This is a genomic window from Tepidicaulis marinus, from assembly GCF_000739695.1.
GTDB lineage: Bacteria > Pseudomonadota > Alphaproteobacteria > Parvibaculales > Parvibaculaceae > Tepidicaulis > Tepidicaulis marinus.
In genome coordinates this window covers 76,995-91,678 of the sequence record NZ_BBIO01000011.1, presented here as the reverse complement: position 1 = coordinate 91,678, position 14,684 = coordinate 76,995, and the positions used below count along the sequence as shown (strand labels likewise).

Annotated in this window: 9 protein-coding genes; 4 read left to right on the top strand and 5 right to left on the bottom strand. The window is 61.1% G+C overall.

Annotated elements, in window-relative coordinates:
* Positions 1 to 25 precede the first annotated feature (25 nt).
* A complete protein-coding gene (locus M2A_RS11115; protein WP_045447228.1) occupies positions 26 to 484 on the top strand; it encodes a hypothetical protein in 459 nt (152 codons plus the stop codon).
* Positions 485 to 556: 72 nt separating this feature from the next.
* Here the strand turns inward: M2A_RS11115 and M2A_RS11110 are convergent, their stop codons facing one another.
* The 3 genes from M2A_RS11110 to M2A_RS11100 form a co-directional block, all read right to left on the bottom strand.
* A complete protein-coding gene (locus M2A_RS11110) occupies positions 557 to 1,975 on the bottom strand; it encodes a glutamate synthase subunit beta (protein WP_045447227.1) in 1,419 nt (472 codons plus the stop codon).
* Positions 1,976 to 1,977: 2 nt separating this feature from the next.
* Positions 1,978 to 6,711 (bottom strand): glutamate synthase large subunit, encoded by a 4,734-nt coding sequence (gene gltB, locus M2A_RS11105; RefSeq protein WP_081875572.1) that lies wholly within the window; start codon positions 6,709 to 6,711, stop codon positions 1,978 to 1,980.
* A 468-nt stretch (positions 6,712 to 7,179) separates the two neighbouring features.
* Positions 7,180 to 8,532: a dicarboxylate/amino acid:cation symporter gene (locus M2A_RS11100; RefSeq protein WP_045447222.1), complete on the bottom strand. Its 1,353-nt coding sequence runs from the start codon at positions 8,530 to 8,532 to the stop codon at positions 7,180 to 7,182.
* Between the two features lie 95 nt (positions 8,533 to 8,627).
* On the opposite strand from M2A_RS11100, the gene M2A_RS11095 reads away from it, so the two are divergent.
* Both M2A_RS11095 and M2A_RS17435 read left to right on the top strand, forming a co-directional pair.
* Complete coding sequence (locus M2A_RS11095) at positions 8,628 to 9,638, top strand: glutathione S-transferase family protein (RefSeq protein WP_045447219.1); 1,011 nt, start codon at positions 8,628 to 8,630, stop codon at positions 9,636 to 9,638.
* A 163-nt stretch (positions 9,639 to 9,801) separates the two neighbouring features.
* On the top strand, positions 9,802 to 10,215 hold the full coding sequence (locus tag M2A_RS17435) for an Hpt domain-containing protein (RefSeq protein ID WP_052379412.1): 414 nt from the start codon (positions 9,802 to 9,804) through the stop codon (positions 10,213 to 10,215).
* A gap of 27 nt (positions 10,216 to 10,242) precedes the next feature.
* Here M2A_RS17435 and M2A_RS17430 read toward each other — a convergent pair whose 3' ends face one another.
* Together M2A_RS17430 and M2A_RS11080 are read right to left on the bottom strand one after the other, a co-directional pair.
* Positions 10,243 to 12,465, bottom strand: a complete 2,223-nt coding sequence (locus tag M2A_RS17430; protein WP_052379411.1) for a PAS domain-containing hybrid sensor histidine kinase/response regulator — start codon at positions 12,463 to 12,465, stop codon at positions 10,243 to 10,245.
* 266 nt (positions 12,466 to 12,731) lie between these two features.
* Entirely contained in the window at positions 12,732 to 13,208 is a 477-nt protein-coding gene (locus tag M2A_RS11080; RefSeq protein ID WP_045447382.1) for an Hsp20 family protein, read from the bottom strand.
* 250 nt (positions 13,209 to 13,458) lie between these two features.
* Here M2A_RS11080 and M2A_RS11075 point away from each other — a divergent pair, with 250 nt between their 5' ends.
* Positions 13,459 to 14,679, top strand: coding sequence for an amino acid ABC transporter substrate-binding protein (locus tag M2A_RS11075; protein WP_052379410.1), 1,221 nt, complete (start codon positions 13,459 to 13,461; stop codon positions 14,677 to 14,679).
* The last annotated feature ends 5 nt before the right edge of the window (positions 14,680 to 14,684 follow it).

Below are 14,684 nucleotides of genomic sequence, written 5' to 3'. Positions count from 1 at the left end.
CTGGAGACATGAGGATGCAGGGGCTATGGGACAGGATATAGCGCTTTCCAATCCGGGCGATATCGTGCCGCAAAACCAGGCGCTGGCGACGACCGACCGGGTGATTTTTCAGAACGGTGAAGTCGAGCAGGGCTGGGAAGCGGTGCCGCGCGGCTTCCTGCGCGAAGAACGGGAGACCCATTATCAGGTCGGCCGCCTCTGGCGCGCGCTTATTATCGCCGCCGCCGTGCTTGCGCTTTTGAATAGCGGGCGGCTCGTCACCATGGTGAGCGGGCTTTCCGTCGGCCCGGTGGAAGACACGGTGATCGTCATGTCCGAGACCTGGCACGAGCAGATGAACGAGCGCGGCCTTGCCCAATTCGCCGAAGAGGTGCGCGCCAAGATCGATGCCTGGCGCGCGGCGACTTGGGAAGATGTCGAAGAAGACCTGCCTGCAGGTGAACGCGAGGGCGCATTGCTGCGCGGCACGCAAAGCGGGGTTTAGACGGCCTACTGTTTACGCAAAGAAAAAGCCCCGCTTCGGATGAAGCGGGGCTTTTGCGTTTCTTAGCTTGCCTTAGCGGGGCAGGTCGCTCTTGCCCATCAGGGCGAGGTCGACCTCGCAGGCGCATTGGCGGCCCTCACGGATGGCCCAGACGACCAGCGACTGGCCGCGGCGCATGTCGCCGCAGGTGAAGATCTTCTCGCGGCTGGCCTTGTAGCGGATCGTGTCCGCCGCCACATTGCCGCGCGGGTCGAGCTCGACGCCGAGCTCTTCCAGCATGCCTTCATGGACGGGGTGAACGAAACCCATGGCAAGCAGCACGAGGTCGGCTTTCAGCTCGAATTCCGTGCCCGCGATGGGTTTCATATTCTCGTCCACATGCACGCAGTGCAGCTTTTTTACCTGACCGTCTTCGCCGGTGAATTTCTGCGTCATCACCGCAAATTCGCGCTCCGCCCCTTCCTGCTGGCTGGAGGAGGTGCGCAGCTTCAGCGGCCAGTCCGGCCAGGTCAGGAGCTTGTTCTCCATCACGGGCGGCTTTGGCATGATTTCAAGCTGCGTGATCGACAGGGCGCCCTGGCGGCGCGAGGTGCCGATGCAGTCAGAGCCCGTATCGCCGCCGCCGATCACGACGACATGCTTGCCGCCTGCCAGGATCGGTTCGACATTGTCGAGCGGTTCCTCGGAGACGCGGCGGTTCTGCTGCGGCAGAAAGTTCATGGCAAAGTGAATGCCATGCAGGTCCCGGCCTTCGATGGGCAGATCGCGCGGATGCTCGGAGCCGCCGGAAAGAATGACCGCGTCATATTCCTTTGTCAGCTCCTCGGCTTTCTTGTCGACACCGATATGCACATTGCAGTGGAAGGTCACGCCTTCGGCCTTCATCTGCTCGATGCGGCGGTCGATATAGTGCTTTTCCATCTTGAAGTCGGGAATGCCGTAGCGCAGCAGGCCGCCGGCTTTCGCGTTCTTCTCGTAAAGATGGACATCGTGACCGGCGCGGGCAAGCTGCTGGGCGGCGGCAAGGCCAGCGGGGCCCGAACCGACGACGGCGACTTTCTTGCCGGTCTTGAATTTGGGCGGCTCGGGCTTTACCCAGCCTTCTTCCCAGGCGCGGTCGATGATCGCGCATTCGATGGTTTTGATCGTCACGGGCTTGTCGATCAGGTTGAGCGTGCAGCTTGCCTCGCAAGGGGCAGGGCAGATGCGGCCCGTGAATTCGGGGAAGTTGTTCGTCGACTGCAGGTTATGGAACGCCCGTTTCCAATCGTCGTGATAGACGAGATCGTTGAAATCGGGGATCTGGTTGTTCACCGGGCAGCCGCTATGGCAGTAGGGGATGCCGCAATCCATGCAGCGCGCCGCCTGCTCGCGAGTTTTCTCTTCCCCGAGCGGAATGACGAACTCTTTATAGTTGCGGATACGGTCGCTGGCCGGCTTGTAGCTGCGGTCCTGGCGATCGATCTCAAGAAAGCCTGTAATCTTTCCCATACTTACTCTCCTGCTGCCGCAAGTTTCTGTTCTTCCTTGCGCTGAGCGGCGAGCTCAAGCAAGGCGCGGCGGTATTCGACCGGCATGACCTTGCGGAACTTGGGCAGATACTCGTCCCATTTTTCCAGGATGGCCTTGCCGCGTGCCGAATTGGTGTAGTGCACGTGGTTCTCGACGAGCTGGCGCAGGCGTTCGGCGTCGAAACGCGTCATGTCGCCGAGAATGTCCACCCGGCCATGGCCTTCCAGATCGCCCGTCTGATGGTGCGAATTGACCATGGCTTCGTCTTCCGCTTCCACCGGTTCCAGTTCGACCATCGCCATGTTGCAACGGTCCTCGAACATGCCGTCTTCATCGAGCACGTAAGCGATCCCGCCGGACATGCCGGCCGCGAAGTTGCGGCCCGTGGAACCCAGAACCACAACGACACCGCCCGTCATATATTCGCAGCAGTGATCGCCTGCCCCTTCCACCACGGCAATGGCGCCGGAGTTGCGCACGGCAAAGCGCTCGCCCGCCACGCCGCGGAAATAACATTCGCCTTCAATGGCGCCGTAAAGCACCGTGTTGCCGACGATGATGCTCTTTTCCGGCACGATCTTTTTGGCTTCGGCCGGCGGATAGACGACGAGGCGGCCGCCCGACAGGCCCTTGCCGACATAGTCGTTCGCTTCGCCTTCCAGCTCGAGCGTGACGCCGCGCACCACCCAGGCCCCGAAGCTCTGCCCCGCCGTGCCTTTGAACTTGGCATGGATCGTGTCCTGGGGCAGACCGGCGTGGCCGTAGCGCTTGGCGATTTCGCCGGAGAGCATGGTGCCGATCGTGCGGTCGGTGTTTCTCACCGGCAGATCGATCTGCACCGGCTTTTTCTCTTCGATGGCCGGTTTTGCGAGCTCGATGAGCTTGCGGTCCAGCACGTCGTCGATCATGTGCGTTTGCGGTTCGCACTTGTAGATGTTCACGCCTTCGATCGTTTCAGGCTTGGTGAAGAGCTTCGTGAAGTCGAGCCCTTTCGCCTTCCAGTGTTCGATGGCGGCGCGCTTGTCGAGCACCTGCATCTGGCCGACCATTTCATTGAAGGTGCGGAAGCCGAGCTCGGCCATCAGCTCGCGCACTTCTTCGGCGACGAAGAAGAAGTAGTTGATGACGTGCTCCGGTGCGCCGACGAAACGCTTGCGCAAGACCGGGTCTTGCGTGGCAACGCCGACCGGGCAGGTGTTGAGATGACACTTGCGCATCATGATGCAGCCGGCGGCGATGAGCGGGGCGGTGGAGAAGCCGAATTCATCGGCCCCCAGAAGCGCGCCCACGACAACGTCGCGGCCGGTGCGCAGCCCCCCGTCCACCTGCACGGCGATACGGCCGCGCAGACGGTTCATCACCAGCGTCTGGTGCGTTTCGGCCAGGCCGATTTCCCACGGGCTGCCCGCATGTTTGATGGAGGTCAGCGGGCTTGCGCCGGTGCCGCCTTCATAGCCGGAAATCGTGACATGGTCCGCGCGGGCCTTGGAGACGCCGGCGGCAACGGTGCCGACGCCGACTTCCGAGACCAGCTTCACGGAAATGTCCGCGGCCGGGTTCGTGTTCTTCAGATCGAAGATGAGCTGTGCCAGGTCTTCGATCGAATAGATGTCGTGGTGCGGGGGCGGGGAGATGAGGCCCACGCCCGGCGTTGAATGGCGCACCTTGGCGATGACGCTGTCGACCTTGTGGCCGGGCAGCTGGCCGCCTTCGCCGGGCTTTGCGCCCTGCGCCATCTTAATCTGGATCATGTCCGAATTGACGAGATATTCCGTCGTCACGCCGAAGCGGCCGGAGGCCACCTGTTTGATGGCGGAGCGCATGCTGTCGCCATTGGGCATGGGCGTGAAACGGTCGACTTCTTCGCCGCCCTCGCCGGTATTGGACTTGCCGCCCAGACGGTTCATGGCGATGGCGAGTGTCGTGTGCGCCTCGCGGGAGATCGAGCCATAGGACATGGCGCCCGTTGCAAAGCGGCGCACGATATTGGCCGCCGGTTCCACTTCATCGAGCGGGACGGGCTTGCGGCCTTGTTCTTCCGCGCTCTTTAGGCGGAAAAGGCCGCGAATCGTGAGCATGCGTTCGTTCTGCTCGTTGATGCGCTTGGCGAACTCGCGGTACTGCTCCTGGCTGTTGCCGCGCACGGCATGCTGCAGGTCGCGCACGCTGTCGGAGGTCCAGGCATGTTCCTCGCCGCGGATACGCAGATTGTATTCCCCGCCCACTTCCAAGCTGTCGGCGAGCACCGGTGAGGCGCCGTAAGCTTCGGCGTGGCGGCGGACGGTTTCCTCGGCCACTTCATCAAGCCCGATCCCCTCGATCGTGGTCACCGTGCCGTAGAAATAGCGCTTCAGGAAGCTCGTGGAGAGGCCGATCGCATCGAAAATCTGGGCGCCGCAATAGGACTGGTAGGTCGAGATGCCCATCTTGGACATGACCTTGAGAATGCCCTTGTTGATCGCCTTGATGTAGCGCTTCTGGGCGTCGCTCTGGGAAAGTTCCTGCGGCAGATCGCCGGCCTGGCGCATCTTCTCCAGCGTCTCGAAAGCCAGATAGGGGTTGATGGCCTCGGCGCCGTACCCGGCCAGGCAGCAGAAGTGATGCACTTCGCGCGCCTCGCCCGTTTCCACCACAAGCCCGACCGAGGTGCGCTGTTCGGCGCGGATCAGATGATGATGGACGGCGGAGGTGGCAAGCAGCGCGGGAATGGCGATGCGGTCCTTGCCCACCTTGCGGTCGGACAGGATGATGATGTTGTCGCCTTCTTCCACCGCCTTGCAGGCTTCATCGCACAGCCGGTCGAGTGCGGCTGCCATGCCGGCAGCGCCTTCGGAGGCGGGGTAGGTGATGTCCAGCGTGATGGTCTGGAAATGATTGTCCTCGACATCACCGATCTCGCGGATCTTTTCCAGGTCTTCATTCGTGAGAATGGGCTGGCGCACTTCCAGGCGCTTCTGTTCGCTCGTGCCTTCCAGATCGAGCAGGTTGGGGCGCGGGCCGATCAACGAGACCAGCGACATGACGATTTCCTCGCGGATCGGGTCGATCGGCGGGTTCGTCACCTGCGCGAAGTTCTGCTTGAAATAGGTGTAGAGCAGCTTCGAGCGGTTGGAGAGCACGGAGATGGGCGTGTCGGTGCCCATCGAGCCGATGGCTTCCTGGCCGGTCTCGGCCATGGGCGACATCAGGATCTTGATGTCTTCCTGGGTGTAACCGAAGGCCTGCTGCATATCGAGCAGGTTCTCGGGCGCCACATGTTCGAATTCCTTCACCGGCTCGGGCAGGTCTTCGACATAGATCTGCGTCTTGTCGAGCCAGGCCTGATAGGGGTGCGACTTGGCAAGCTGCATCTTGATCTCGTCATCGGAGATGATGCGGCCTTCTTCCAGGTCGATGAGCAGCATCTTGCCGGGCTGCAGGCGCCATTTTTCCACGATGGTGGATTCTTCGGCCGGCAGCACGCCCATTTCCGAGGCCATCATGACCGTGCCGTCTTCCGTCACATAATAACGGGCCGGGCGCAGGCCGTTGCGGTCCAGCGTCGCGCCGATCTGGCGGCCGTCGGTAAAGGCGACGGCGGCAGGCCCGTCCCAGGGCTCCATCAGGGCGGCGTGGTGTTCGTAGAAAGCGCGCCGCTCCGGGTCCATGAGCGTGTGGCCGCCCCAGGCTTCCGGGATCAGCATCATCATGGCGTGCGCAAGCGAATAGCCCGATTCCACCAGCAGCTCGAGCGCATTGTCGAAGCTGGCGCTGTCGGACTGGCCTTCATGGATGATCGGATAGAGCTTGGTCATATCCTCGCCGAACAGCTCCGAGCTCATGGAGCCCTGGCGGGCATACATCCAGTTTTCGTTGCCGCGCTTCGTGTTGATCTCGCCGTTGTGGCAGATCATGCGGAAGGGATGGGCAAGCGACCAGGTGGGGAAGGTGTTCGTCGAAAAACGCTGGTGCACGAGGGCGAGCGCGGAGACGAAGTCTTCGTTCTTCAGGTCTTTATAGTATTGGCCGACCTGCACCGCGAGCAGCATGCCCTTGTAGCAAAGGGTGCGCGAGGAGAAGGACGGGATATAGAAGAACCGGTTGTTCTCCTCGCCGTCATCGGCATAGACCGTTTTCTCGATCAGCTTGCGAATGACATAGAGCTTGCGCTCGAAGGCGTCCTGGCTGAGGCCTTCGGCGCGCTTGACGAAAAGCTGGCGGTGCGTGGGCTCGGTGGGCTTCACGCTTTCGCCCAGATCGGACGGATCGACCGGCACATCGCGCCAGCCAAGGACGCTCTGGCCCTCGTCCGTCACGGTCTTTTCGGCCAGTTTCTCGATCTTGGCGCGCGCGGCATCGTCCTTCGGCAGGAAGAAGAAGCCGACGCCGTAATCGCCCTCATCCGGCAGCTCGAAGCTCAGATTGGCCGCTTTCGTCTGGAAGAAGGCATGGGGCATCTGCACCAGAATGCCGGCCCCGTCGCCGGCCTTCGGGTCCGCGCCCACGGCGCCGCGATGCTCGAGATTTTCGAGAATTTTGAGACCGTCGGCCACGATCTTGTGGCTTTTCTTATTATGAATGTTAGCCACGAAGCCGATACCGCAGGCATCATGCTCGTTGCGCGGATCGTAAAGACCGCGCGCAGACGGCTGCCCCGCCGGAGGGGTCACGGCCGCCCCGGCACGGTTTCTTGCCTCACCGGGTAGCTGGCTCAAAGAATCGCGATTCTGAGTCATTCCCTAAATCTCTTTCCAAAACTGTCAGCACCAATGGCCCCCGCCCGTCCTTGCCCATATAGGGCGATCGGTCATGCGGGGCGGCGCACCCTAACGGGTTGGCGTTCGATGGCAAGTCCGGCGGGTGCCGTTTTTTGCCTCTCCGCGTCAATTCGCGCATCCCGAACCGCCGGGGCGCCGCTGTCAGAGCCGAACGTCAACGCGCTGCCACGTGTCCTTTGCAGTGCCGTTTTCCGCGGCTTTTTCTGCTGGACGCCCTTAACTTGTTGCCGGAGCCCGGGCGAGGCCTTGTCGGCTGCGGTTTTGCAGCCCTTACCGGCCAGCGGGGATAACCTTTCCCCACCGGAGGCCGGATATTGCCAGAAATACCCCGTCTTGATCAAGCAAATACGACAGGGGTGCTGACCTATAGGCCAAATGCCGGGTTTTCTCGATTAACCATAAGCGAATCAGGCGGGAATCCAAGCGTTAGAGGCGCTCCGGCGTGCCCGGCGCGCTTTCCGGCCCGCCGATATCCCGCAAGAGAAGGGCGGCGGTCAGGTCGCCGGTCACATTCACCGCGGTCCGGCACATGTCGAGAAGGCGGTCCACGCCCAGAATAATGACCATGCCTTCCACCGGAATGTTCATGGAAAGGGCGACGGAACTGAGAATCGCGATGCTCACCCCCGGCGTGCCGGGCGCGCCAATGGAGGAGGCGATAAGCGTGCCGGTGACGATGGCGACTTGGGCGAGGCTCAGTTCCACCCCGGCAAGCTGGGCGAGAAAGAGAATCGCAATGGCCTGATAAAGGGCGGTGCCGGCCATATTCATGGTCGCGCCGAGGGGAATGACGATATTGGCGATATTGCCCGGCACGCCGAGGCGGCGCGCGGTCTGGATGGTGACCGGCATGACGGCGGAGGAGCTGGAAGTGGAAAAGGCGAGAAGCAGGTTGCCGCCCGCCTTTTTGAGAAATTCCGCCGGGCCGGTCTGCGCGAACATACCGGCGATAAAAAGATAAAGTGTAAGCAGCAGCGCCAGGCCAAGCAGCACCGTGCCCACATAAACCGAAATGCCGAGCACCGTATCAAGGCCGATACGGATAACCAGCTGCACCATGAGGCCGAACACTGCATAAGGGGTGAGAAACATCGCCCATTTGACGATGTTCATGGAAATGGAAAGCAGCGCGTCCACCAGCGCCAGAAAGGGCTGGGCGCGCTCGCGCTCCACCTGCATCACGGAAATGCCGATGAGGAGCGCCAGCACCACGATGGCCAGCATATCCCCTTGCACGATGGAGGCGGTGGGATTGGCGGGCAGGATGGCGGCAATCATTTCAGGCAGCGCGGCGACGCCTTTTTCGAGCGGCAGCGCCGGTGCGGCTTCTGCTGCGGCAGATGGCATAGCAGGCGGCGCGGGACTGCTGGCCGCGCCCAGCCCGGCGCCCGGCTTTATCCAGCTTGCCAGAAGAATGCCGCCGGTCGCGGCTGCCGCCGTTGTCGCCAGAATGAAAGTCCCGAGGCGCAGCCCCACCGAACGCAGCTCGGTGCCCGATGCGGCGCTCATCAAACCGGCCACGATCGAGCAGAAAATCAGCGGCACGAGCACCATGGCGATCAGCGCCATGAAGATCTTGGCGGGGAGAGCGAGCCAGAGGCCGATGATTTCCATGCTTCCGGGGGCCAGAAGATCGCTGTTCTGGCTCATGAAAAGCCCGAGCGCGAAGCCCAGCACCATGCCCGCGATCACCTGCGCCCAAAGGCGCGAGGTGATCCAGATGCGCAGCTTGAAGCGCTGTCTGGCAATCCTGATGGGCGTTTCGGCGGTTGGGGACATGTGAAGCCTGTGTGAGGAGGTTAGCGATCCGGCCCGCTCCATACTAAGATGACGCTCAAACACATCAATGAAACAGATCAATAGGGAGATGCGGCATGGCAGAGGCGGCATATAGAATTTTCGGGGCCGAGCTTTCCCCTTATTCGGTGAAGGTGCGCTCTTATTTCCGCTACAAGCAGATCCCGCACGAATGGGTGGTGCGGGATGCGAGCACGCAAGGCGAGTTCCAGAAATACGCCAAGCTGCCGCTCATTCCTCTGGTCGTGACACCGGAAGACGAGGGCTTGCAGGATTCAACGCCCATCCTTGAAAAGATGGAGGCGCGTTATCCTGAACCGGCCATCCAGCCGGAAGATCCGGTGCTGGCATTCATTTCCGCGCTTTTGGAAGAATATGCGGATGAGTGGGGCAATAAGCACATGTTCCATTACCGCTGGACCTATGAGCCCGATCAGATCGCAACCGCCCATAGCATCGCCGCGATGCAGGCGCCGGGGCTCGATGAGGCCCAGACGAAAGCGGTGGCGGACATGGTGCGCGAGCGCATGGCCGGGCGGCTTTATTTCGTCGGCTCTTCGCCCGAAACCGCGCCGCTTATCGAAGGCTCGATGAAAGAAGCAGCAGCGCTGCTTGAGGCGCATCTGAACGGGCGTGCTTATGTCTTTGGCAGCCGGCCTTCCTTTGCCGATTTCGGGCTCTTTGCGCAGTTCTATGAAATGAGCCTCGATCCGACGGCAGGCGCTTATCTGAAAGAAAACCATCCCGGCCTTCTAAGCTGGTCGGACCGCATGCTGGAGCCGGACCCCAAAGCGGGCAAGGAAGGGGGCTTTGAGGCTTGGGAGAGCCTTAAGGAGACGCTTATTCCGTTTCTTACGCGGGAAGTTGGGGCACGCTTTTTGCCCTGGAGCACGGCGAATGCCACGGCGCTTGAAAGCGGGGCGGAACGTTTCGAGGTGGAGATCGAAGGCGGCGTCTTTTCGCAGCAGCCCCAAAAATACCATGCCCGCTCGCTCAAAGCGCTGAAAGAGCGTTACGCGGCTTGTCCGGACCGGGGCCGTCTCGATCCAATCCTTAACGAGACAGGCTGCCTGACCTATTTAACGTAATTCCGCCCCTCGCGGCCCGGGGCCGGGGTTCAGATTCTGTTCAGCCCTGCCATGTAAACTCGTTTTCTCGGTATGCGCCCAGTGCTTTAATCAAGTGCTTTAATTAGGTGCGTTGATTGAAAGCGGTGGGACGCCCGGCTCATAGGCGACGGGAGGACGGTTCGTGTCCGAGGACAATGCGGATGAAATTCTGGCGCGCGCGCATGCGGCCGTTGCGGCGCTGAAAGAAGGTTACCGCGCGCAGCTTGTGCAGGACATCGAAACGCTGCGCGCCTGCCTGCATGCGCTTGAGGGCGAGCAAACCGATGCAGAGGCGCCGCTTCAGGAACTTTTCGTCACAAGCCATAATGTCAAAGGTCAGGCGGGCACGTTCGGCTATGACCTCATCACCTCGATAAGCGAACTTCTGTGCGAGTTTCTGCGCGCCAAGCCGGCGCTCAGCGACGATGTGGTGCTGATCGTGCGCGCCCATGTCGATGCGCTCTCTTTGCTTGTCGATCATGACGTCGAGGGGAACGGCGGTGAGCTGGGCACCGAAGTCGTCGAAAAACTCAAACGCTTGCAGGAAGCGGCCTGACGAAAAATCCAGCGGCCCGCTTCCGGATCAGTGTGTTGCCTTGCGCGGGGGGTGCCCGCCCGCTTGGCGCTCCATCTTGTTCAAAAGAAGCTGCAAGGTGTCTTTCGTTTCCGCTTTGTGGTTGGGCGATGCGGTGTTCTGTTCCGCGCAGGGCTGCGCGGAAACGGCATCATCCGCAGGCAGTGCGATGCGTCCGCGCTCGTGGAGAACGCGGGCGATCTCTGCCAGCAGCAGCGGCAGGTGAATGGGTTTGGAAACGAACCCATCCATGCCCACCTGCAAATATTGCTCTTTCGAACCCTGCATCGCATGGGCGGTCAGCGCGATGATGGGAATATCCGACCAATCTGAATCGGCGGCGCGGATGACCTTGGTTGCGATGACGCCGTCCATTTCCGGCATCTGAATATCCATCAAGACAAGATCGAAGGGTTCGCGGCGCAAATGTTTCACCGCCTCGATGCCGTTTTTTGCAATGGTGAGATTGTGGCCGAGCTTGTCGATGATGGCGCGCATCAGTCTTTGGTTCACGTCATTATCTTCTGCAAGCAGAATATTCATATGCGGCGGGATGGCGGCCAGCGCCTGGCTGGCATCGAGGGGCTTTGGAGCCGGCATGTCTTTCGCCGCCTCCGCCACTTTCAAGGGCAGCGAGACGCGGAAGAGGCTGCCCTTGCCCGGCGTGCTTTCCATCTCGATATCCCCGCCCATCAGGAAAGTCAGTTCCTGGCAAATGGCAAGGCCGAGGCCCGTGCCGCCATGGGTGCGGGAGATCGAGGAATCCAGCTGGGAAAAGCGTTCGAAAAGTTTCGACTGCGTTTCAGGCGCAATGCCGATGCCGGTATCTTCGATGCTGATGACGGCAAGCGCCTCGCCGTTCTCGTTCTTGCGCGCCTCCAAGCGAATGTCGACGCGGCCTTTCTCGGTAAACTTGATGGCGTTGGAGGTCAGGTTGAAGAGGATTTGTCTCAGCCGTGTCGGATCGCCTTCGATAAGGCGGGGCAGGGCAGGGTCGATGTGAGTGTGAAGGGTCAGGTTCTTGGCCGCGGCATTGGGCTGCATGACCCTCACCACGGCTTTGACGATTTCTTCGAGTGCCAGCGGGACCGTCTCCAGTTCGAGCTTGCCCGCTTCCAGTTTGGACAGATCCAGAATGTCGTTGAGGATGACCAGCAGCCCTTCCCCCGATTCCCGGATCGTGCGCGCGTAATTCTTCTGCTCCTGTTCCAGATTCTGTTCCAGAAGCAGGTCCGCCATGCCCAGGATGCCGTTCATCGGGGTGCGTAATTCGTGGCTGATCGTGGCCAGAAAGTCAGATTTTGCCCGGTTCGCCTGTTCCGCGGATTCCTTGGCGCGGATAAGTTCCTGGGCGGCTTGCGCCAATTTCGTCTGCTCATGCTCGAGCTGATGCTGGGTGGTCTGCAGGTCCTGCACGCGCTGTTGCAGCTGCGTGCGGCTTGCCTCGAGCGCTGACTGCGTCGTTTTCGTTGCGGTGATGTCCCGCTCATAGGCGATATAGCCTTCAACCTGCCCGCCTTCGTCCTCGATCGGTTTGACGTGGATGGCGGACCAGTAGCGGTGCGCATTGCGGGTGTAATTGACCGTTTCGATCTCCCGTCCATGCCCCGACTTCATGGCATCGGCCACGGCATCGAAAACTTGCGGTCCGCCCAGGCGGTCTTCGGCAAATTCGGCGATCTTGCGGCCGAGAACGACCTCCGGCTCGTAATCGGTCAGATGCGTGAAGGCCTGGTTGATCCAGAGAATCTTGCCCTCCGGGTCGGTCAGCATCACGCCATATTCGGCATGGCTGGCGGCGAGGGAAAGACGCAAGGTCCGGTCGTCCTGCTCGTCGAGCCGGTGGAGGATAAGGGCGATGATCTGATGCAGCGTGCCGACCGATTGCCGCCGCCCGATCTCAGGTTCAGGCAGGCCGAGCTCAGCGCTTTTGCGCGCGGCTTTGCCGAGCATCTCCTGGAGCGGTTTGATGAGGCGCCAATGGAGGAGGGCGAAAGCAAGGCCGAGCGTAAAAATGGCCATGGCGCTTTGAACGGCAATGAAAGCAAGCAAGCCCGGCGCCGGCCAGAACGTGTAAAAGGTAAATTGACCGATGAGAAGAAGAGCGAAAAGGCCGGCGCACGCGGCGGCGATATAGAGCCGGTCGTTGCGGCCTGCTTTGCGCAACACCGCATCCCAGACTGCCGCTTTCGGCCAGATTTTTCCCTTGCTGGCGAAATGTGCCATATGCATCCCGGCGCTCTAGGCGGCGCACCGCATAGCCCAAAAGACGTTTTCTGCTCTCTAAAGATAGTAAAAGCATTTTAAGGGACACTTAAAACCCTAAAAAAGTCCGGATCTTGCAAGGGCAGGCGCCGGTATTTTGTAATAGAAACTAGCTTTATTGCCGCAGCCTCAAAAGTTCGCGTCATGAGGGCGGCCGCGCAGAAGTAAAAAGGGAGCGCAAAACGCTCCCTTTTTCATGGCTGACATGCTCCCGTTCCGCGGGAGGAAGGCGGTCAGTCGGCGGCCCGGCTTTCGATCGTTTTGGTGCCGCTTTCGCCGCCATGCGCAATGGCGATCTGGCGCGGTTTCATCGTCTCGGGGATTTCGCGGACGAGATCGACATGCAGCAAGCCGTTTTCGAGGCTCGCGCCGCGCACTTCCACATGATCGGCAAGCTGGAAGCGGCGCTCGAAGCTGCGGGTGGCGATGCCCCGGTGGAGCACGCGCACCTTATCGTCCTCGCTCTCGGGCTTTTCTTCCTTGCGGCCGGTAATGGTCAAAAGGTTCTGGCGCGCTTCAATGCCCAGTTCCTCCTGGGAAAACCCGGCAACGGCCATGGAAATACGATACTCGTTCTCGCCGGTGCGCTCGATATTGTAAGGGGGAAAGCTTTGCTGATTGCCTTCCGAGAGCACGGAATCGAGCAGTGAAGCGAGTTGGTCGAAGCCGACCGTGGAGCGGTAAAGCGGGGAAAAATCAAACGCGTTCATAAGAACATCCTCCATTCAAGCGATGATCCTGTGAGATGCCTTAAAGAGCCGCCCTTATGGGCCGGCGGGCACGGCATCCCTCGCGGACCCTTCCGGCGTCCGCGCCTCTAAATATTTGGATCGGTTCCGCCATTTTCAAGCCTGCCCCCTGCCTTGCAGGGGGAGGGGGAGTCTGTAAGATGGCGGCCCGTTTAAAGCGGGCAGAAGACCCGGAACGGGCGAAATCGGGGACAAGGCGGGGGAAATGGGCATGGCCAGGCGGAAATGGACGGGAAAAGCAGGGCGAGCGGCGCTCACGGCAGCGCTCATCTGGGCCGCTTTCCAGCCGGGCGCCGCGCTCGCCGAGAGCATCCGTCTCGGCTCGGCCATCTCGCTGACCGGCAAATATTCCACGAATGGCGATTTCACGCAGAAGGGCTATGACCTGGCCGCCAAGGCGATCAATGAGCGCGGCGGCGTGGAAGTGGCGGGCAAGAAATATACGCTCGAGATCGTCTATTACGATGATGAATCGACCCCTGCCCGCGGTGCCCAGCTTGCCGAGCGGCTGATCGCCCAGGACGGGGTGCAATATATTCTGGGCCCTTACAGTTCCGGCCTCACCAAAGCCATGGCGCCGGTGACGGAAAAATACGGCGTGCCCATGGTCGAGGCGAACGGGGCGTCCGTCTCGCTTTTTACCGAAGGCTACCGGTATCTCTTCGCGGTGCTCTCCACGACCGAACAATATTTGCAGCCGGTGGTCGATCTTGCCGCCAAGGTGGCGGATGACCCTTCGCGTGTGCGTGTGGCAGGCGCTTTCGAGAACGATCCTTTCTCGCAGGATGTGCAGAACGGTGTTCTTGCCGACATCAAACGGCACAGCATGAAAATGGTGATCGAGGACAAGCTGCCGCCGGAGCTCAATGACATGTCCGCGACGCTTGCCAAGGTGCGCGCGCTGCGCCCGGACGTGCTGCTTGTCTCGGGCCATGCGCGCGGGGCGGCGCTCGCGGTGCGCCAGCTTTCCGACATGCGTATCGAGCTGCCGATGGTGGGGCTCACCCACTGCGATTCCGCGCAGATCATCGAGAAGTTCGGCGAGAAGGCGGAGGGCTTTCTCTGCGCGGCGCAATGGGCCCCGGCGCTGAAATATAGCGATCCGCTTTTCGGTTCGGCAGCCGATTTCGCCAGGCTCTATGAAGAGACTTATGGGGCGCCGCCGCCTTATCAGGCAGCCGAATCCGCGGCCGCCGTCATGGTCTTCGCCGATGCGTTCGAGCGGGCCGGCACGCTCGATCCCAAGGCCGTGCGCGATGCGCTGGCCGAAACGGATATGATGACGTTTTACGGGCCGATCCGTTTCGATGAGAGCGGCAAAAATGTCGCCAAGCCCATGGTGCTCTATCAGGTGCAGGACGGCGAATACAAAGTCGTTTATCCGCCCGAACCTGCCGAAGCCGAGCTGCGCTATCCAATGCATGCGCGCTGAGCGGG